Source organism: Bacillus sp. NMCN1 (assembly GCF_002998085.1).
In the GTDB taxonomy this organism is placed as follows: Bacteria; Bacillota; Bacilli; order Bacillales; family Bacillaceae; genus Bacillus.
On the sequence record NZ_PVQL01000002.1, the window covers coordinates 578,003 to 598,625 of the forward strand.

The 20,623-nt window shown below is 42.0% G+C and carries 19 protein-coding genes; 14 read left to right on the forward strand and 5 right to left on the reverse strand.

The window, feature by feature from the left end:
• Positions 1-290 precede the first annotated feature (290 nt).
• Both uvrB and uvrA read left to right on the forward strand, forming a co-directional pair.
• A complete protein-coding gene (gene uvrB / locus C6W21_RS12730; protein ID WP_034660110.1) occupies positions 291-2,276 on the forward strand; it encodes an excinuclease ABC subunit UvrB in 1,986 nt (661 codons plus the stop codon).
• 7 nt (positions 2,277-2,283) lie between these two features.
• Positions 2,284-5,160: an excinuclease ABC subunit UvrA gene (gene uvrA / locus C6W21_RS12735; RefSeq protein ID WP_106050662.1), complete on the forward strand. Its 2,877-nt coding sequence runs from the start codon at positions 2,284-2,286 to the stop codon at positions 5,158-5,160.
• A 30-nt stretch (positions 5,161-5,190) separates the two neighbouring features.
• Here uvrA and C6W21_RS12740 read toward each other — a convergent pair whose 3' ends face one another.
• Complete coding sequence (locus C6W21_RS12740) at positions 5,191-5,421, reverse strand: hypothetical protein (RefSeq protein WP_034660106.1); 231 nt, start codon at positions 5,419-5,421, stop codon at positions 5,191-5,193.
• Positions 5,422-5,618: 197 nt separating this feature from the next.
• Between C6W21_RS12740 and C6W21_RS12745 the strand changes: the two genes are divergently transcribed.
• The 5 genes from C6W21_RS12745 (at position 5,619) to C6W21_RS12765 (ending at position 11,570) form a co-directional block, all read left to right on the forward strand.
• The gene (locus tag C6W21_RS12745; RefSeq protein ID WP_106050663.1) at positions 5,619-5,954 is read left to right on the forward strand and encodes a DUF4870 domain-containing protein; all 336 of its coding nucleotides are present in this window, start codon (positions 5,619-5,621) and stop codon (positions 5,952-5,954) included.
• Positions 5,955-5,965: 11 nt separating this feature from the next.
• Positions 5,966-7,057, forward strand: coding sequence for a DUF4097 family beta strand repeat-containing protein (locus C6W21_RS12750; protein WP_106050664.1), 1,092 nt, complete (start codon positions 5,966-5,968; stop codon positions 7,055-7,057).
• Positions 7,058-7,063: 6 nt separating this feature from the next.
• A complete protein-coding gene (locus C6W21_RS12755) occupies positions 7,064-7,258 on the forward strand; it encodes a PspC domain-containing protein (protein WP_060597366.1) in 195 nt (64 codons plus the stop codon).
• Positions 7,259-7,645 (forward strand): phage holin family protein, encoded by a 387-nt coding sequence (locus C6W21_RS12760; protein WP_024423577.1) that lies wholly within the window; start codon positions 7,259-7,261, stop codon positions 7,643-7,645.
• Between the two features lie 94 nt (positions 7,646-7,739).
• Positions 7,740-11,570 carry a lamin tail domain-containing metallophosphoesterase family protein gene (locus tag C6W21_RS12765; protein ID WP_106050665.1) on the forward strand — a complete coding sequence of 1,277 codons (3,831 nt, stop codon included), beginning with the start codon at positions 7,740-7,742 and terminating at the stop codon, positions 11,568-11,570.
• 57 nt (positions 11,571-11,627) lie between these two features.
• On the opposite strand, the gene C6W21_RS12770 is transcribed toward C6W21_RS12765, so the two are convergent.
• The 3 genes from C6W21_RS12770 to nagA are packed head-to-tail and all read right to left on the reverse strand — an operon-like array spanning position 11,628 to position 14,287.
• Complete coding sequence (locus C6W21_RS12770) at positions 11,628-12,353, reverse strand: GntR family transcriptional regulator (RefSeq protein WP_106050666.1); 726 nt, start codon at positions 12,351-12,353, stop codon at positions 11,628-11,630.
• Between the two features lie 18 nt (positions 12,354-12,371).
• Positions 12,372-13,097: a glucosamine-6-phosphate deaminase gene (nagB, locus tag C6W21_RS12775; RefSeq protein ID WP_106050667.1), complete on the reverse strand. Its 726-nt coding sequence runs from the start codon at positions 13,095-13,097 to the stop codon at positions 12,372-12,374.
• Positions 13,097-14,287 carry an N-acetylglucosamine-6-phosphate deacetylase gene (gene nagA, locus C6W21_RS12780; protein WP_106050668.1) on the reverse strand — a complete coding sequence of 397 codons (1,191 nt, stop codon included), beginning with the start codon at positions 14,285-14,287 and terminating at the stop codon, positions 13,097-13,099. The genes nagB and nagA overlap by 1 nt, the downstream gene beginning before the upstream one ends.
• Before the next feature lie 177 nt (positions 14,288-14,464).
• Here nagA and hprK point away from each other — a divergent pair, with 177 nt between their 5' ends.
• From hprK to C6W21_RS12815, 7 genes are all read left to right on the forward strand, one after another.
• Positions 14,465-15,397, forward strand: a complete 933-nt coding sequence (hprK, locus tag C6W21_RS12785; protein WP_003212943.1) for an HPr(Ser) kinase/phosphatase — start codon at positions 14,465-14,467, stop codon at positions 15,395-15,397.
• Positions 15,398-15,408: 11 nt separating this feature from the next.
• A complete protein-coding gene (gene lgt, locus C6W21_RS12790) occupies positions 15,409-16,233 on the forward strand; it encodes a prolipoprotein diacylglyceryl transferase (RefSeq protein ID WP_106050669.1) in 825 nt (274 codons plus the stop codon).
• Positions 16,234-16,253: 20 nt separating this feature from the next.
• Positions 16,254-17,198, forward strand: a complete 945-nt coding sequence (locus C6W21_RS12795; RefSeq protein WP_106050670.1) for a nucleoside recognition domain-containing protein — start codon at positions 16,254-16,256, stop codon at positions 17,196-17,198.
• Positions 17,195-17,845: a pyrophosphatase PpaX gene (gene ppaX, locus C6W21_RS12800; protein ID WP_106050671.1), complete on the forward strand. Its 651-nt coding sequence runs from the start codon at positions 17,195-17,197 to the stop codon at positions 17,843-17,845. Before C6W21_RS12795 ends, ppaX begins: the two co-directional genes overlap by 4 nt.
• Position 17,846: 1 nt before the next feature.
• On the forward strand, positions 17,847-18,365 hold the full coding sequence (locus C6W21_RS12805; RefSeq protein WP_106050672.1) for an acyltransferase: 519 nt from the start codon (positions 17,847-17,849) through the stop codon (positions 18,363-18,365).
• 69 nt (positions 18,366-18,434) lie between these two features.
• Complete coding sequence (locus tag C6W21_RS12810) at positions 18,435-18,863, forward strand: Rrf2 family transcriptional regulator (protein ID WP_003213266.1); 429 nt, start codon at positions 18,435-18,437, stop codon at positions 18,861-18,863.
• Between the two features lie 86 nt (positions 18,864-18,949).
• Positions 18,950-19,591: an NAD(P)-dependent oxidoreductase gene (locus C6W21_RS12815; protein ID WP_106050673.1), complete on the forward strand. Its 642-nt coding sequence runs from the start codon at positions 18,950-18,952 to the stop codon at positions 19,589-19,591.
• Between the two features lie 223 nt (positions 19,592-19,814).
• Here C6W21_RS12815 and C6W21_RS12825 read toward each other — a convergent pair whose 3' ends face one another.
• Positions 19,815-20,609 (reverse strand): C39 family peptidase, encoded by a 795-nt coding sequence (locus tag C6W21_RS12825; RefSeq protein WP_106050674.1) that lies wholly within the window; start codon positions 20,607-20,609, stop codon positions 19,815-19,817.
• Between the last annotated feature and the right edge of the window lie 14 nt (positions 20,610-20,623).

The window sequence follows — 20,623 nt, forward strand, 5'->3', positions numbered from 1 at the left end:
TCATCAAGAGCGTGTTAGGCCGAAAGGTGACGTTTTTTAAGCTGTGCTTACGAATTGTAGTGAGTGCAGCTTTCTTTTTGTGCTCTTTTTCTGCTCATCGAATATCCCTCACCAAAATGTTCCATACTGAAAGGAAGGTTTTCGTAAGAGGGTTATTTCCCATGGGAGAGAGGGTATGACTGTATTGGAAATAAAAATCAAGTCGAACACGAACTTTAGTTCGTATTTTTGTGTTCTTTTATGATAATATATTCATTAGATAGATTTCGTAACGAAACGGAGGCTTTGATGTGAGTGACCGCTTTGAATTAGTTTCTAACTATCAGCCCCAAGGAGACCAGCCGAAGGCGATTGAAAAGCTTGTTGAGGGGATCCATCAGGGAAAACAGCATCAAACGCTGTTAGGTGCTACAGGCACGGGAAAGACCTTTACTGTATCCAACCTGATCAAAGAAGTGAACAAACCGACACTTGTCATTGCGCATAACAAGACACTTGCCGGTCAGTTATACAGTGAATTCAAGGAATTCTTTCCGAATAATGCTGTCGAATATTTTGTGAGTTACTATGATTATTACCAGCCAGAGGCGTATGTGCCTCAGACTGATACATTTATTGAAAAGGATGCCAGCATCAATGATGAGATTGATAAGCTGAGACACTCCGCTACGTCCTCGTTATTTGAGCGGAGAGATGTCATCATCATTGCTAGTGTGTCCTGTATTTATGGCTTAGGTTCGCCAGAGGAATACCGAGAGCTTGTGCTGTCTTTACGTACTGAAATGGAGATTGAACGCAATCAGCTGCTTCGTAAGCTGGTGGACATTCAGTATTCTCGTAATGATATAGATTTTCAGCGCGGAACCTTCCGAGTACGAGGAGACGTCGTTGAAATTTTTCCTGCTTCACGAGATGAGCATTGTATCAGAGTGGAGTTTTTCGGTGATGAAATTGAACGTATTCGTGAAGTAGATGCACTGACTGGAGAAATACTCGGTGATCGTGAACATGTGGCTATTTTCCCAGCATCTCACTTCGTCACAAGAGAAGAAAAAATGGAAAAAGCGATTATCAATATTGAACAAGAGCTTGAGGAGCAGCTCGAAAAGCTTCGAGATAATGGAAAATTGCTAGAAGCGCAGCGTCTTGAGCAGCGGACAAGATATGACCTCGAGATGATGAGAGAGATGGGCTTTTGTTCAGGGATCGAGAACTATTCAAGACATCTGACTTTGCGTCCTCCCGGTTCAACACCTTACACATTACTTGATTATTTCCCGGATGATTTTATGATTGTTGTCGATGAGTCACATGTGACGATCCCACAAATCCGCGCGATGTACAACGGGGACCAAGCAAGAAAGCAAGTGTTGGTTGACCACGGATTCCGTCTGCCTTCAGCACTTGATAACAGACCGCTCACCTTTGATGAGTTTGAAAAGCATATCAACCATATTGTGCATGTATCTGCCACTCCTGGTCCTTACGAGCTTGAGAAAACCCCAGAGGTTGTGGAACAAATTATTCGTCCAACAGGTTTACTTGATCCAATCATTGAAGTGCGTCCGATTGAAGGTCAAATTGATGACTTAATTGGAGAAATTCATGCGCGGATTGAGAAAAATGAGCGTGTGCTCGTGACTACGCTGACGAAGAAAATGTCTGAGGATCTCACAGATTACTTAAAAGAGATTGGAATCAAGGTCAATTATCTGCATTCAGAAATTAAGACCCTTGAGCGGATTGAGATTATTCGCGATTTACGTCTTGGAAAATATGATGTGCTTGTTGGAATCAACCTTCTTCGTGAAGGACTTGATATTCCAGAGGTGTCGCTCGTGACGATTTTAGATGCGGATAAAGAAGGTTTTTTACGCTCTGAAAGATCCCTCATCCAGACGATTGGCCGTGCAGCGAGAAATTCGGAAGGCCGGGTCATTATGTATGCAGATAAAATGACCAAATCAATGGACATTGCGATTCAAGAAACGAAGCGTAGACGAGAGCAGCAAGAAGCGTATAATGAGAAATTTGGGATTACTCCGCAAACCATCCATAAGAAAATCCGAGATGCTATTAAGGCAACAAAGATACATGAGGAATCGGAAGAATATGAAACAAATGCAGCTCCAAAGCTGTCAAAAATGAGCAAAAAAGAACGAGAAAAAGTGATCGAAAAAGTCGAGATGGAAATGAAAGATGCAGCAAAAGCGCTTGATTTTGAAAAAGCAGCAGAATTAAGAGATCTATTGCTAGAGCTAAAAGCGGAAGGATGATTGCCTGATGGCTATGGAACGAATAGAGGTGAAAGGTGCTAGAGCCCACAACCTTAAAAATATTGATGTGAATATCCCGCGTGACCAGCTAGTGGTCATCACGGGTTTATCTGGTTCAGGAAAATCGTCTCTTGCCTTTGATACCATATATGCAGAGGGGCAGCGCCGATACGTTGAATCTCTTTCAGCGTATGCGCGCCAATTTCTCGGTCAAATGGATAAACCGGATGTAGATGCCATTGAAGGTCTTTCTCCGGCGATTAGTATTGACCAGAAGACGACGAGTCGGAACCCTAGATCAACGGTTGGAACCGTTACTGAAATCTATGATTATTTACGCCTCTTGTATGCCCGAGTCGGGAAACCTATTTGTCCGATACATGGGATTGAAATTACGTCCCAAACGATTGAACAGATGACAGATCGTATTTTAGAATATCCAGAAAGAACGAAATTGCAAGTGCTTGCGCCAGTCGTATCTGGCCGCAAAGGAACACATGTCAAAGTACTTGATCAAATTCGAAAGCAGGGCTATGTTCGAGTAAGAGTCGATGGAGAGATGGAAGATCTGTCAGAAGAGATCGAGCTTGAAAAGAACAAGAAGCATTCCATTGAAGTCGTGATTGATCGAATCGTGGTGAAGGAAGGCGTTGCGGCTCGGCTTTCTGACTCCCTTGAAACGGCGCTGCGGCTAGGTGAAGGCCGTGTGATGATTGACGTGATTGGACAAGAAGAGCTGTTATTCAGTGAACATCATGCTTGTCCGCATTGCGGATTCTCTATTGGTGAGCTTGAGCCGAGAATGTTTTCATTTAATAGTCCTTTTGGTGCCTGCCCGAGCTGTGATGGACTTGGCTCTAAACTAGAAGTTGATCCTGAGCTCGTCATTCCTAATAAGGATTTGACGTTACGACAGCATGCCATTGCCCCATGGGAGCCGCAAAGCTCACAATACTATCCTCAGCTTCTTGAGGCAGTATGTACACATTACGGCATCGACATGGACATTCCAGTGAAAGATATACCGTCGCATTTATTTGATAAAATTTTATACGGCAGCGGCTCTGAACGGATTTATTTTAAATATGAAAATGATTTTGGTCAGGTACGTGAAAATGAAATTGAATTTGAAGGCGTTCTTCGTAACATTGAGAGACGTTATAAGGAAACCAGCTCTGATTATATTCGTGAGCAAATGGAAAAATATATGGCCAATCAGCCATGTCCGACATGTAAAGGATATCGTCTGAAAAAAGAAACGCTTGCGGTTCTGATCAATGGCAAACATATCGGAGAAACCACAGACTTGTCTGTCTCTGATGCCCTTGATTTATATGAAAAAATCGAGCTGTCTGAGAAAGATTTGCAGATTGCCCAGCTCATTTTACGTGAAATCAAAGAGCGCTTGTCCTTTTTAAATAATGTGGGATTAGATTATCTGACTTTGAGCCGGTCGGCTGGCACACTATCGGGCGGAGAGGCGCAGCGGATTCGTCTGGCGACTCAAATTGGGTCAAGGCTGACAGGTGTTCTTTATATATTAGATGAACCATCCATTGGTCTGCATCAGCGTGATAATGACCGGTTGATCGGAACATTGAAAAACATGCGCGACATCGGGAACACACTCATTGTCGTGGAGCATGATGAGGATACGATGCTTGCCGCTGATTATTTGATTGATATTGGACCTGGAGCAGGAGTTCATGGAGGAGAAGTGATTTCTGCTGGAACGCCAGAAGAAGTCATGAAGGATCCAAAATCTTTGACAGGACAATATTTATCTGGTGAGAAGTTTATTCCGCTGCCGATCGAAAGAAGAAAGCCTGACGGCCGCTACATTGAGATCAAAGGTGCAAAAGAAAACAACCTGAAAAACGTCAATGCGAAGTTTCCTCTAGGCGTCTTTACAGCTGTGACCGGTGTGTCAGGTTCAGGGAAAAGTACGCTTGTGAATGAAATTCTATTAAAATCACTTGCGCAAAAACTGCACAGAGCGAAGGCGAAGCCAGGACAGCACAAAGAAATCAAAGGAATGGATCACTTAGATAAGGTGATTGATATTGACCAATCTCCAATCGGCCGTACGCCGAGATCCAACCCTGCCACGTATACAGGCGTATTTGATGATATGCGGGATGTGTTTGCACAAACCAATGAAGCAAAGGTACGTGGCTATAAAAAAGGCAGATTCAGCTTTAACGTCAAAGGCGGACGCTGTGAGGCGTGTCGTGGAGATGGCATTATTAAGATCGAGATGCACTTTTTACCTGATGTGTATGTGCCTTGTGAGGTGTGCCACGGGAAACGTTATAACCGTGAGACACTTGAGGTCACATATAAAGGGAAAAACATTGCCGATGTTCTTGAAATGACTGTAGAGGACGCGCTTCAATTTTTCGAGAATATCCCGAAAATTAAGCGGAAGCTTCAAACGATTTTTGATGTTGGACTAGGATACATTACACTTGGGCAGCCTGCGACGACATTGTCCGGGGGAGAGGCGCAGCGTGTGAAATTGGCATCTGAGCTTCACCGCCGTTCAAACGGAAGGTCTCTTTATATTTTAGACGAGCCGACAACAGGTCTGCATGTGGATGATATTGCCCGTTTATTAAAAGTGCTTCAGCGTTTGGTCGAAAACGGAGATACGGTGCTAGTGATTGAGCATAATCTTGATATCATCAAGGCTGCTGATTACCTCGTTGATCTCGGACCAGAGGGCGGTGCAGGCGGCGGAACGATCATTGCGTCTGGAACTCCTGAGCAGATTGCAAAAGAAAAAGCCTCTTACACAGGTCAATACTTGAAGCCTATTTTAGAGCGTGACCGTGAACGAATGAAACAGTTGGTCAAAGAAACAGAAAGTGTGACTTCATCATAAAAAATCCCCTCGTTAAGAGGGGTTTTTCTTTTATTGCGCATCTTCCTTCGGCATTAAATGACTGAGTTGCGTTAAATCCTTTAAAATATGGGTGCTGCTGCTGTCGAGCAGTACTTTTAAATAACGGATATCACCATACTTTGGATGAGACGGATGAATGGTCTCAAGCTCCCTGATCATATCGCTGTTCATGCTTTTCTGTTTCTGTATAAGGTCTAAAAGCGTTTGAGCCGTGTGGTTAGTATTATGATGATCTGTCAAAATAATTACCCCCTATAATGATAATCACCATCTTTTCAACATATTTTAAAGGGTAATCCGTGAAGAATCTACACTTAGGTGCAAAAAGATATAATTTGTGTCTAAGGTCATATGTAAATCGAATGATTTTGAAACTTTTGATACGCAATAAACGTATGAGTTAGAAAGGAATTTTCATCATGAAGGAGCGAATATATATGAATAGAGATCAGTCGATCATTGCATCTATTTGTTATTTTAGTGTATTTTTTATGCCGTTTATTGTACCGATCGTGGCATATTTTGTAGTTGACCAAAAGGAACCGAAACGGCACGCGATGCGGGCATTGTGGTCACATCTTTTGCCAGTCGCAGCGTGCGTGATACTTGTTTTTGGATCTATCCCATTTTTATTGGCGACACAGGCAAGTGACTCGCTCATTCCAGTGATCACGGTACTCATCTTGTCCTTTTTAGTCGCCATTGGCTTTTTGATCTCTGTCATTTGGAATATCATTCAAGGTATTAAAGTACTTCAATCCATCAAATCGTAGGAGGGCTTTGTATGAATGAAAAAGAACGCATTTTAAAATTAGTAGAAGACGGGACGTTATCGGCAAAAGAAGCGATTACGCTGCTTGAAAAACTAGAAGAAAGTCAGTCTGTTTCATTAGAAAAATCAACGGCCGATCACACCTTTCATGAAGAAAAAGCTGGCACAGAGAGCAAAGGAACTGGTACCGAAAATCTTGGTGCAAAGCTGTTTGGCTGGTTAGATTCTGCGGTGAAAAAGGTGAAAGACGTAGATCTTGATTTAAACTTTGGACAGTCGGTCGACGTTGAGCACATTTTTCAGTTCAAAGACGCCAAGCTCTCTCATTTAGATATTCAATTGGCGAACGGCAGTCTCAATGTGATGCCTTGGGACGATGGAGATATTCGGGCAGAGTGCCATGCCAAAATCTACCGTGCAGAGGACGGAGAGCAGGCAAGACAGCAGTTTCTCAATCAATTGGACTGCGGTCTGGAAGGGGATAAATTTTTTATACGGACCGAAAAGAAGACGATGAAAGTCAATGTCACTTTATATGTACCGCGTATCCAATACGATAAGATCAAGGTGAAACTGTTTAATGGTCCGATTCGCGGGGAAAAGCTAAAGACAAAAGAACTTGCTGCGAAAACCACAAATGGTGTTGTCTCCTTTGCCTCATTACAGGCAGAAAAGGTTGGAATTGAAACAGCAAACGGACAAATTAAACTGGCGGATCACGAGTGTGGTATGATTGAAGTAGAAACCATCAATGGGCTCATTGACCTACGCGGGAAAAGTGAATCAATTGATGCTCAAAGCTTTAACGGAAACATTGCTGTTCAACTGTCGGATGAAAATTGCCGTTCCATCTATGCGAAAACGACAACAGGCAGTGTGGACGTCCAGATCCCGCGTGCGTGTGCAGTGACCGCTGAGTTGAAAAGCAATCTTGGGTCTATCTCTCACGATTTGCTTGATGCAGAGATGATTAAAGAGAAGAATGAAACATTACAAAAAGAGAAAATGATCAAAGCCAATCAACAGGCAGTGAACAGTATATCCATTTTTGCAGAAACAAAAACAGGTTCAATACAAGTAAAGCACCAATCAGACAAGGAGTGATTCTACATGAAGAAGCTTTATCGTTCAGCAACAGATAAAAAAATAGCGGGCGTTGTTGGTGGACTTGCCGAATACTTAAGTGTCGATGCATCCCTGCTTCGCATTTTAACGGTCATTATCGGATTTTTGACAGCATTTATGCCAATCTTCCTGGTCTACTTCATCTGGTATTTTGTTGTTCCGGAAGAAGGCACTAACTAAATGCTTAGATGGATCGTCAGTATTTTAGTAAATGCATTACTTTTAATCGTCATTGCTGGATATTTTGATTCAGGCATTCTGCCAGGGCTTGGGAGCGTGTATATTGAGGGATTTGGCGCAGCCATTGTCGCAAGTATCATTTTGTCCTTGCTCAATATTTTAGTGAAGCCGTTTTTGATCATTTTGACGCTTCCAGTGACTGTCCTTTCACTAGGATTGTTCTTATTTGTGATTAATGCCATCACACTCATGATGACATCGAGCTTTATGGGGGATAGTTTTAACATTGATGGATTCGGAACGGCCATTTGGATGGCTGTCATTTTATCCATTTTCCATCTGTTGATACAAAAAGGAATTGTGGAGCCGTTAGCGAAAAAAAGCTAACGGTTTTTTTGTGCAATTTTGTATCGTTTCTCCGTTTCACCTGACATAAAAACTTCCTTCAGGAGACACAATATCCGAAGGGAGGCGGTGCACGATGGTGAACGTGAGCAGACAAATCATGCTTTTATGTTTTTTTATCATTCTTTTTTGTTTCAGTCAGCCTGCTTCAGCAGGGCCTTTTATTCAAACACAAGTCAATATACCAGACAAGCCTTTTTCTCCTTTTATCTTTGACCCATTTCATGTGGATGTCCGTCCAGTTCTAGGGAAAAAAAGCCGTGATCTCCAGTTTCGTGCGTCTATTACGAATCCGGAACAAATTTTGTCTGCGAACTTGTACTATAAACAAAGTGATGAACTGGGGTACCGTTTGATCCCAATGGAACGGCTGCCAGGTATGAAGCCAGAATTTACAGCGAAAATTCCGCCAGATCAATTATGGAATTCAACCGTTCGTTACTATACAGAGTTTCTTACGCAAAAGTCCGTGATCAAAACGGCAGAACAATCTGTCCACTTAAATGGATTTGAAGAGGATCTTTCGCGCATTCCGGACTTAGTCATCACGGAAATTGTCGTCAATTCAAAAAATCGCAAAGGCAAAGATGCATTTGAATTTATCGAGGTGTATAACACGACACATGAGCCTATCTCTCTTAAACATTATCAGCTTCGCTACCGCAATCCTGCACAAGGAACCGAAATGGATGATGTGTATTCCTTTCACGCAAATCCAGTCACCATTTCACCTGGAAAACCTTATGTTTTCTGGCTGAGGAAAAAAGGGCAGGAGCATTTAACTTTAGCGGACTTCAATGCCATGTACAAAAGTCAATTAAAAGAGGGAGAGCATGTATCTGTTATCGAGAGCAAAGGGCTGTCCAACTCTAAATCTCGTCTTGTTTCAATCACAACAAATATAGGGGAGGAGGTTTCTTCAGCAGCATTTCGTTTGAAGCCATCATGGTTTAGTGAGCATAAATCTTTGCTGTTCAAATATCCAATGGACGGTACTCCGCAAATGAAGCTGATCTCGAAAATTGAGGAAGAGCCTACTCCTGGAAAAGTGCTAAAAGCACAAATTCCATCTGAGAAAAAAGAAATTTCTCAAGATATCCATAAACCTGTGATTGAAGATATGACAGTAAGGAAACCAGTGAAACCAACTGAAAGCATAGAGATTAAAACGGATGTACAGGATGATCAGGTCGTCAAAACCGTCAAGCTTCGCTATCGAACAAATCGGAAAGATGATTTCAAGGAAATACTGCTTCAAAAAGATCATAACGACCGGTTATTTCATCATATTATTTACTCACCCGAGTTGATTGGTAAAGAACAATTGGAATATCAGCTTGAAGTGTCAGACGGCGAAAATACAGCAATGACGATGAAAAAAACGATTGATGTGGAGCAGGTTAGCAAAGCCCACGGCCTTCGATTCAATGTAGAAGAAGGAGATACGGTTTCAGGATTATTTCCATTAAAGGCAACGTTTGATCGGAAAAAAAGCATTGAATTATTGATAGATGGAAAGCGGAATCAGCAAGTCTTTTCTGCCCTTGAAGCAGATCCATATATCGCATTTGATGTCAAAGGGACAAATTTGTATTTTAAAAATGGTGTCTCCATAGGTAAGCACTTACTTTCTATTTTTGATGATTCGACAAAAGTGTATCGTACCTATACAATGCCAATACCAGAAGCAGAGATGAAAAAAGCAGGTCTCCAAACGATCTCCTTCCATGCTGGAACGAAGACTTCCCCAGTAGATCGGCTTCCTGGAGAGAATCACGATGATTTTGAATTAAAAAACGTCCGGATGATTCTGTCGAATGGAACACAAATTCGTCCAATCAATGCAAAGCCGCAAAAAGAATGGAGAATGGGAGACAGCGGTAACGCCAAAAAGGTAAGAACATTTCAATTTGAAATTCCAAAAGAAGCTTATGTTTCAACGTATATGAAGTGGGATACAAGAAGGCTGAAAGAGGGGCCGCACCTGATTGAGGCCAGAACCTCAGACGAGCATACAACTGTACATGTGAACGTCGATAATACAGGTCCGAAAATTAAGACCAATGTCCAAACAAAGAATCCATATAAAGGAGCCTTTACGTTAAAAGCAAAGGTAACGGATCGCTGGAGTGACATAGAGGAGATGAAGGCATATGTAGATAGCAAGCCAATTTCCTTGCCATATCAGACGTCCTCTAGTGAATTAGACCCAGGGGAGCACACGTTGATCATCAAAGCAAAAGATGCAGCAGGGAACATGACGACGGTGAAAAAAGTATTCAAGACGGTACATGAACACCCTGAGACACCTGAACGAGTAGCAGATAAGACGAAAATGAAATCGACTAAGCAAACTGTACTCACCAAAGACCCAACAAATGATAAGCTGGATTACTCCTTTTACCGTGCCTATCAATATACATCACTGCATCCATCAATGAAGATTTTGAAATATGCAGCGGAGACAGAACCGCCAAAAAGCTTTAACGAAAAAGGAGAAATGATTTTTTCTAATCAAGAAAGGAATCGCATTGCATTTACTGATGGTAAGTCAGTTGAAACGAAGGATTTGAATCGTTTTCCCTATCATCGTTTTCAAATCAAGGTTCATCAAGATGTACGTGAAAAGGATGTCGTCGAAGCGATATGGAAAGGGAGTTCATTGTCAGGGAGAAAGGTGACCATGTATGCATGGAATCATCAGCAAGAAAAGTGGGATAAAATCACTCATCATTTTGCTAAAGATCAAAAAGAATTTTACCTGAAAGGACTGCTTTCAGTAAGACAGTACATGAAGAATCATACGTTTGATTTGATTGTACAAGATGAAATCAGCAAAGCGCAAAAGCCATATAAGATGGTTTGGATGTCTGACACACAATATTATGCAAAGAGCTATCCTCATATCTTTAAACAAATGGTCGAGTGGATTCGAGACCAGAGAGAGAAGTTAAACATTCAATATGTGTTCCATACAGGTGACATTGTGGATGATTCCAAGGATAAACAATGGCATCGTGCCGATACGTTTATGCGTGTGTTAGATGAGCATCAAATTCCTTATGGTGTTTTAGCAGGAAATCATGATGTTAGACATAAGGACGGTTTTTATGCGGAATATGGGAAATATTTCGGGGAGAAACGCTTTGCAAATAAACCTTACTATGGCGAATCCTATCAAAACAATCGAGGTCATTATGATCTCATCTCTGCCGGTGGCAATGATTATATGATGGTATACATGGGCTGGGGGATTAAGCAAGATGAAATTGATTGGTTAAACCGTGTGATTTCTGAGCATCCAGACCGCATCGTCATGTTAAATTTCCATGAGTATTTGTTGGTGAGTGGCAACCGCAGTCCGATTGGCGACCTCATCTTCCATCAGGTAGTGAAGCGCCATCCCAATATTGTGGCAGTATTTAGCGGTCACTATCACGGAGCGAGCAGGAAAGTAGATGAGCTTGACGATGACAAGGATGGCAAAGTAGATAGGAAAGTATATCAAATACTCGCTGATTATCAGTCAGGACCTGAAGGTGGACAAGGGTTTATGCGGTTGATAACAGCCGATCAAGAAAAAAACCAGCTACATTTCACGACATACTCACCTTATATGAATCAAGAGCATTTCTATGATCCTAAAACGTATGGAGATCAGGATGAATTTTCAATCGATGTGGATTTGACGCCGAAAATGAAATCTGTCAAAACCAATTATTTTGAACTCAATGTGTACACAAATGTTCTGATAGGAGAAGCGCGCGGCGTAAAAAGCGGCAAAAAAGCAAGCTTTGAGTGGAAAGGCTTAAAGCCAAATGAAGACTATTATTGGTACACTGTAGCAAAAGATCGTTTTCAAGGAAAAGCGATTTCACCGATATGGAAAATTCATACAAAAAAATGATCATGAAGCAACATTTCTTAGGAAATAAAAACAGTGCTCTTTTTATAAGGGCACTGTTTATCTTTCCATTGTATGAATGAGCTTGTAACGATCCCCTCTATAAACGGAAAGGACATACTCAAATGGAATGTCATTCTGAAAATAAGTCGTTCTTGCGATTGAGAGCACGGGATCGCCTGTTGAAATAGACAGCACGTGTGCTTCTTCCTTTGAAGCTACATTCGCTTCAATCTCTTGTTTTGCATGAGCAATTGCAAGGCCTGTTTGAGTCTCTATATATTCATATATAGAGCCAGTTAAATGTTCCTTTGTTAAATCTCCTGCAAATGCTTCAGGTAGATAGCTCGTTTCAATTGCCATCGGTTCATCATTTGCAAGGCGTATCCGTTTGAGTTCAAATATAGCATCGCTATTTGACAGTTGTAAGACAGGCAGCAAGTGCTCTGGACATACGGTTTTTTTGAAGTCAATCAGCTGGCTTGAAGCTTTAAGCCCACGCTGACGCATATCCTCTGTAAAGCTTGTTAAGCCTTGAAGCGGCTGTTCAAATTTTTTTCGGCTAACAAAGGTGCCTTTTCCTTTTTGTCGATACAAATATCCTTCGTTCACAAGGTTCGATAAGGCTTGTCTGACAGTCATTCGACTTATACCAAAGCGTTCGGCATATTCTCTTTCAGAAGGAATGAGTGTATCAGGTGCTAATGTTCCATCCTCAATCTGTTTTTTCAAGTTCTCCATAATCTGATGGTACATCGGAATAGGTGACTGCTTATCAATAAACATGTGAAAATCCTCTCGTGTTTAGCGTAGTGAACCAGCTTCTCGATCAATCAAAATCGTCACATCTTCATGAAGTTTTAGAGCAGATGCTGGGAAGTCTGGATGTATCTCAGTCTGTTCTAAATATTGTATCACTTTCGCTTTTGATTTTCCTGATGCAAGAAGGAGAATCTTTTTACTTGAAAGAATGCTCGCAATTCCCATGGTGATGGCGTGTGTAGGCACCTCATCAATAGAAGAAAAGTATCTTGCATTGGCCTGCCGGGTGTTTTCATCTAGTTGCACGATATGAGTCTTTGAGTTAAATGGGGTACCGGGCTCGTTAAAACCGATATGTCCATTTTGACCGATTCCAAGTAGCTGAAGGTCGATGCCGCCTACATCTTGAATGAGCTGCTCATATCTTAAGCATTCTTTTTCTAAATCAGATGCAGCGCCATTTGGAAGGAAATATTGATCCTGAGGGAGATCAATATGATCAAACAAATGACGTTTCATGTAGGTCATATAACTATTTTCATGATCTGGATCAAGTCCTGCATATTCATCTAAATTGACTGTTTTTGTTTGGTTGAAAGACAATTGATGTGCTTGATGAAGGTGAATTAACTCTTGATACGTATCAAGAGGTGTACCGCCCGTTGCCAGGCCGAGTACGGCATCCGGTTTAGAAGCGATTGTGCGCGCAATAAGGGCTGCTGCTTCTTTTCCTAATTGTTCTTTATCTTCAAATTCGATGATGTTCATTAGTGGTTGGCCTCCTTTTTCTCAAAGACGATTTGTCCACGGCAGATCGTCATCATTAGTTCGCCAGACTCATCCCAAATCACAAGGTCTGCTTGTTTTCCAACTTCGATCGACCCGAGCTGCTGATCAAGTCCTAGCTGAATGGCTGCATTAGTTGAGGTCATTTTCGCAATCTCTGTCCATTCACAATGTGTGATCTGTTTCATCCGTTTGACGCCATCTTTCATTCGCAGAATCGATCCTGCAAGTGTACCATCTGAGAGTAACGCTTTTTCGCCGCTGACTGTGACTGTTTGACCGCCAAATTCGTACGTCCCATTCCCGAGTCCTTTTGCGCGCATCGAGTCTGTGATCATAATCAAACGATCACTTCCTTTTGCCAAATACGCCAGCTTGATGGCAAGTGGATGGGAGTGTATTCCATCCGTAATCAGCTCAGTATGAAGATGCTCGTTCGTAAGAGCAGCACCTACAGCGTTTGGTTCACGATGCTGAAACGAACTCAGTGCATTATAAAGATGCGTGACATGACGTGCACCATGCTTTGCTGCTAATTCAATCATGTCATGATGGGCATTCGTATGTCCAATAGAAGGAATGATGTTTTTTTCTTGCAACAGGGAAAGAAAAGCAAAGTCAGGGTCTTCCTCAGGTGCAAACGTGACAATTCGAATAAGCTGTTCAGAAGCATCCAGCCATTTTTCAAAAAGAGGGCGATCGGGCTGCTTTATCCATTGAACAGGCTGTGCTCCTGCTTTATCTTTAGAAATAAAAGGACCTTCAAGATGGATACCTAAACATTGTGCCTGAACTCCGGCTTGTTCTTCATTATATTGTTTCCACTGAGCGACATTTTTAAGTGCTTGCTCAATCTCATGATGGTTTTGAGTGATGGTTGTTGCTAAAAAACTTGTCGTTCCTTCTGACGGTAAGTTGGCAGCGAGTGTATTCATGGCTTCTGATGTCGCATCCATCATGTCTGCTCCATACCCGCCATGAATGTGAATATCAATCATTCCGGGAAGTAAATAAAAGTTTTCCCGGGAAATATATACTTTTTCATAATTTCCTGTCGGTGGTGATGTTGAAATATAGTCAATCTTGCCGCCGCGTAAACCGACAAAACCGTTTGTAATCATTTCAGTCTTTGTCACAATATGAATATTGGAGAGTAATAAAGAGCTGCTCATGATTGTGCCCCCTTTAGTCATTGTCTTTGACTTAGTTTACTCTTTTTAAGTATAGTTGTCTATACCAGTAAATGAACTGAAACAGGATCAGGATAAAATACTGTTTTGGGATCATCATTGAAAGTGATAAAATAGAGCTGTATTTCTGAATCGCCTGTGATAAAAGGAGGAAGAAGCGTGCCGAAAGTTCGTACGAAGGACATAATGGAACAATTTCATCTTGAACTGGTAAGTGGGGAAGAAGGGATTAATCGTCCCATTACAATCAGTGATCTTTCCAGACCAGGTATTGAAATGGCTGGTTATTTTACATATTACCCAAAAGAAAGAGTTCAACTTTTAGGGAAAACAGAGCTTTCTTTTTTTGAACAACTCCCAGAACGCGAACGAAAGCAGAGAATGATGTCTCTTTGTACTGATATTACCCCTGCAATTATTTTGTCACGAGATCGTGAAGTGCCAAAGGAATTAATTGAAGCTTCAAATGAAAATGGCGTACCTGTGTTACGTTCAAGTCTAAAAACGACAAGACTTTCGAGTCGTTTGACCAACTTTTTAGAAAGTAAGCTTGCACCAACGACCGCGATTCATGGTGTGCTCGTAGATGTATATGGTGTAGGTGTATTGTTAATTGGAAAAAGCGGAGTAGGAAAAAGTGAAACAGCCTTAGAACTAGTGAAGAGGGGACACAGGCTGGTCGCAGACGATTGCGTGGAAATCCGTCAAGAGGATCAGGATACGTTAGTTGGAAGCGCACCAGAGCTGATTGAACATCTTTTAGAAATCCGCGGGTTAGGCATTATTAATGTGATGACCTTATTTGGAGCCGGTGCTGTCAGAAGCTATAAGAGAATTACGATTGTGATGAATCTTGAGCTTTGGGAACAAGGCAAACAGTACGATCGTTTAGGACTTGAAGAAGAGAAGATGCGAATCATCGATACAGATGTACCGAAGCTGACCATTCCTGTACGGCCAGGACGAAACTTAGCGGTCATTATTGAGGTGGCTGCGATGAACTTCAGGTTAAAACGCATGGGACATAATGCGGCGGAACAATTTACAAGTAAACTTGCCGATGTCATTGAAGACAATGGCCAGGATGAATAGGAGTTGTCTATATGAACGAAGCGATTCAGCCAATTGATCCGATTGCTTTTCAGCTCGGACCTCTTTCGGTTCATTGGTATGGTGTGATCATTGGGGTCGGAGCCTTGGTAGGACTCTGGCTCGCACTGAGAGAATGTGAGAAAAGAGGAATCAATAAAGATACGTTTATTGACTTAATCTTATTTGCCATACCAATAGCTATTATTTGTGCACGAATTTATTATGTAACCTTCGAATGGGATTACTATCAGCAGCATCCAAATGAAATCATTAAGATTTGGAATGGCGGAATTGCAATTCATGGCGGGCTGATAGGTGCTGTGCTGACAGCGATCGTCTTTACAAAAGTGAAAAAGGTGTCCTTCTGGAAAATAGCCGATGTAGCAGCACCTAGTATTTTGCTAGCGCAGGCAATTGGACGCTGGGGGAACTTTATTAATCAGGAAGCGCATGGTGAGGCTGTTTCAAGAGCCTTTTTAGAGAATTTGCATTTGCCAGAGTTTATCATTAATCAAATGTATATTGATGGGACCTATTATCACCCAACGTTCTTATACGAATCATTATGGAATCTTGCTGGTGTTGTGATCTTGATTTTATTACGCAGAACATCGCTGCGTAGAGGCGAAATCTTCTTGTCTTATTTAATTTGGTATTCAATCGGTCGTTTCTTCATAGAAGGAATGAGAACGGACAGTTTAATGCTGACAGAACATCTTCGAATCGCTCAAATGATTTCGATTGCCATTTTTACAGTAGCTGTTCTGCTGATAATCTTTAGAAGAATAAAAGGTTACGCATCGATTCCGTATAAAGAGAACAACTCATCGAATTAAAGCAGGGGGGATCAGAAGAGATGGGGGAGACATGGAAAAACGGCTTAAAAGCAGGGCTATCGACAACTTGGACACTTGGAAAAGTCATCTTTCCGGTTACCATTCTCGTCAGTATCTTGCAGCATACGCCTGTTATGGATTGGATCATTCAATTCATACGGCCATTTATGGGGTTGTTTGGTCTTTCAGGAGAAGCGGCCATTCCGCTTGTATTAGGAAATGTGCTGAATTTGTATGCGGGCATAGCTGCCATTCTGACACTAGATCTTCCTGTGAAGGAAGTGTTCATTTTGGCCGTGATGCTGTCCTTTTGCCATAACCTGATCATCGAATCAACAGTGGCAGCAAAGGTTGGACTGAGAGTGTCTGTCATTTTGCTGGTCAGAATCAGCCTTGCCGTTGTTTCGGCTATTGTCATTCATCTTGTTTGGCAGGGAGGTCAGGAGCCTGCACAATATGGACTGCTGACGGCAGCTCAGACGGCTGATGTGCCTTCCAGCTGGTACATGATCGTCCTTCTCGCTTTACAAAAAGCCGTACTCGGTGTGCTCCAGCTCGCCTGTATCGTCATCCCTCTCATGATCATCATTCAATTCATGAGAGATTTAGGGTGGCTCCATACGCTGTCTAAGTGGCTGTCTCCATTTACGAGAATGCTTGGAATGAAAGAAAATACGTCGATGACGATGGTAGCTGGATTAACCATTGGTCTGGCGTACGGGGCCGGTGTGATGATGAAAGCAGTGGAAGAGGACGGCGTGAGTAAAAAGGATTTAACCCTTGCCTTTATTTTCCTTGTTGCCTGCCATGCGGTGGTCGAAGATACGCTGATATTTATTCCACTTGGGATTCCAGTGTGGCCGCTTCTTGTCATCCGCCTGGTATCTGCTATTTTATTAACAGCTGCCATTAGCTATTTTTGGCGGAAGCGGGAGCTTGCAGCTGTTAGAAAGGAAGCCATATGAACGAATCAACTATTAACACCGTGCTATTTGATTTAGATGGCACATTAATCAATACGAATGAATTAATTATTGCTTCATTTCAGCATACGCTTGATCATTATTATCCTGGTCAGTACAGCCGTGAAGAGATCCTTCATTTCATTGGTCCGTCATTGTTTGATACATTCTCTGCGATGGACCCTGATCTAACGGATGATATGATTCAGATGTACCGAACGTTTAATCATGAACAACATGATCTGCTTGTGACTGAATATGAGACTGTTTTAGATACATTGAAAGTCCTGCAGGATCAAGGATTTAAACTTGGGATAGTCACAACAAAAATACGTGATACGGTTTTAATGGGTTTGAAGCTGACAGGTTTAGAGCCATTCTTTGAGGTGATTGTGACGCTCGATGATGTCCAAAATGAGAAGCCGCATCCAGAACCTGTCCAGCTGGCATTATCCAAGCTTGGCAGTGATCCACATGAAGCGGTGATGGTCGGTGATAATTATCACGACATTTTGTCTGGTCAAGCGGCAGGAACAAAAACGGCAGGTGTTGCTTGGTCGATTAAGGGAGAAGAGACCCTTTTAAAGCATCGCCCTGATTTCATGCTGAAGAAAATGAGTGATCTCCTGGCGATTGTTGGAGCTGATTAAGTTGAGAAAAACAGATCGTTATCCTGTAAAAGGGGTCAATTCGTTACGACAAGTCTATCGGACTGTCCCTTTTTTCAAAGTGGTGAAAAACTTTATTCTCATTCAAATAGCACGGTACACGCCTTTTATGGGAATGAAAAATTGGATATACCGAACCTTTCTTCGTATGAAGGTCGGCGAGGATACGGCGTTTGCCTTAATGGTCATGGTGGATCTTATGTTTCCTGAGAAAATCACAGTTGGTCGAAATACTGTGATTGGCTATAACACGACCATTTTGTCCCATGAGTATTTGATTAAAGAATACAGACTTGGGGAAGTCTATATTGGTGATGAAGTCTTAATTGGCGCCAATTCAACCATTTTACCTGGTGTGACCATTGGGGATGGGGCGATCGTATCAGCTGGTACACTTGTTCATAAGGATGTGCCAGCAGGCTCATTTGTTGGAGGAAATCCAATGCGCATGATTTATACGAAAGAAGAAATGAAAGCACGTCAATCTATGTCTGCTGAGTAGCTCGGCAGACTTTTTAGTTGACAATATGTTATGGTGTAACTATAATGATTACAACAGAGGTGAGAAAACATGAAAATCAGCAGCAGATTTACTGTCGCTGTCCATATTCTGGCCTTGCTATCACTTGAAAAAGGATCATTACAGACATCGGAGGATATCGCGGGAAGTGTGAATACAAACCCAGTGGTCATCCGCCGCATTATGAGTAAATTAAAAAAAGCAGGCCTAATCTCAACGAGTCTTGGCAAAGGTGGTTCTCAGCTGAACCGCAGTGAAGACGACATCACGCTACTTGATGTGTATAAAGCGGTTGAAGTGGTAGATGAGGGAGAATTGTTTCAAATCCATGAAAGCCCAAATCCTGACTGTCCAATCGGTGCAAATATTCAGGCTGTGCTTGAGTTAATCTTGTGCCGCGCTCAAAGTGCGATGGAGCAAGTGCTTGCTGAGATCAAATTAAGTGAACTAACGCAGGTGTTAATCAAAAAAATTGGATAATCTATTCAATTTTTTTTACCTCTGTTGTAACTATGTCGGTTACACATTTGTTTATCAAATAAAATCATTTTACAGGAGGAATTCATATGAAGATTGGTATTATTGGCGCAACAGGTAAAGCAGGACAGGAAATTGTCAAAGAGGCTCAATCAAGAGGACATGAAGTGACAGCCATCGTCCGAAATGCACAAAAGGTGACAAATTCATCCGTAGCTGTTATCGAGAAGGATGTGTTTCATTTACAAGCAGAAGACACCAAAGGCTTTGATGTCATTGTCAATGCATTTGGCGCACCTGCTGGACAAGAGCACCTTCACGTAGAAGCTGGGAAAAAGCTCATTGATATCTTGAAAGAGGTTCCAGAGACTCGTTTAATTGTTGTAGGTGGGGCAGGCAGTCTATTTGTTGATGAAGCCCTAACAACAAGACTTGTGGATACACCAGAATTTCCAAAGGAGTATGTGCCTACTGCTTCACAGCAAGGTGAAAACCTAAAAGATCTTCAACAGACCGAAGGATTAAAATGGACATTCCTCAGCCCTGCTGCATTCTTTGATCCAGCAGGCAAACGCACAGGTTCTTATGTGAAAGGGAAAGACCAGCTGATTGTCAATTCTAAAGGTGACAGCTATGTGAGCTATGCCGACTACGCCATTGCCCTTGTCGATGAAATGGAGCAGGCTGCCCATGTTGGAGAACGTTTTACCGTTGTATCTGAAGCAGAATAAGTCGTTTCACTGCCGCTAAAAAAGATGAGTGAGGAGTCTAACGATCAAGAATTATCTCTCATTTTTATTAAAAAAGGTTGAATACTTCAGTGTAGGCGGAGGAGTAATGACAGCTGAAAAGCTTGAAGACCGCCTGAAGGAAATACTAGAAAGATCATCATGAAAAAAACATCCTCTATACGGCTAGAGGATGTTTTTTCATGTTTTCAATGAGAAAGGTGTTCTACGCTTTAATGATAATCGCCTGCCGGCCCATCTGTTCCCAAGAATCCTCAAACTGATCGCGATCGACTTTTTGATTCTTTTCACCGTATGGGTTATTTAGGTAGACATGTTCCTTGTCGTAGCCCGTGATGACCACGCTATGCATATTAAAGCTCACATCTATTTTGCCATTGGGTGTATTCCATGTTTCGATGTTATCTATTTTGTCAAAGGTGGATGTGGTAATCACCCAAACAGGATACCCTTTTTCAAGTGATTGATAGATGGCCTTTTTGACAGGTTTTCCGCTTAAGTCGACGACTTGAGCGCCCGCATATTTTTTCGCAAGCTGATAAATAGGTTCATGGTAAACACCAAGACCTGGTCCATTCTCCATATCGCCTACAAACCCGTCATGCGGGTCTCCTTTTAAGCCATTTTCATAATTGAGCGGAACACGTTTGATTTCATTTGCCAATGCGTCTTTCGTCACTTGCTCATAGCCGCTGTAATGAAGAAGCATCGCTAAGCTTGTGACTTCGCATCCATTATAAAGCTTTGGGGCATCCATTTGATTGTAGAGGATGACGTCCATGGCTTTTTTGCTTCCTTTTAAAGAAGAATATGTGGCGTCTGTTTTTTTCGTTGATCGTGTTTCTTCAGCTGCGAGTGCCGTATCGTTTTCTTTTTCTTTGGCTGCTTCGTGTGGTGAAGCTGTCTTCTTGACTTGGTCGATTTGTGTCACGTATATAAAGCCGAAATAAACAAGGCATGCGCACAACAAAGTTAAGATTAATGTCTGGATGAACTTCACTGTAATCTCCTGTG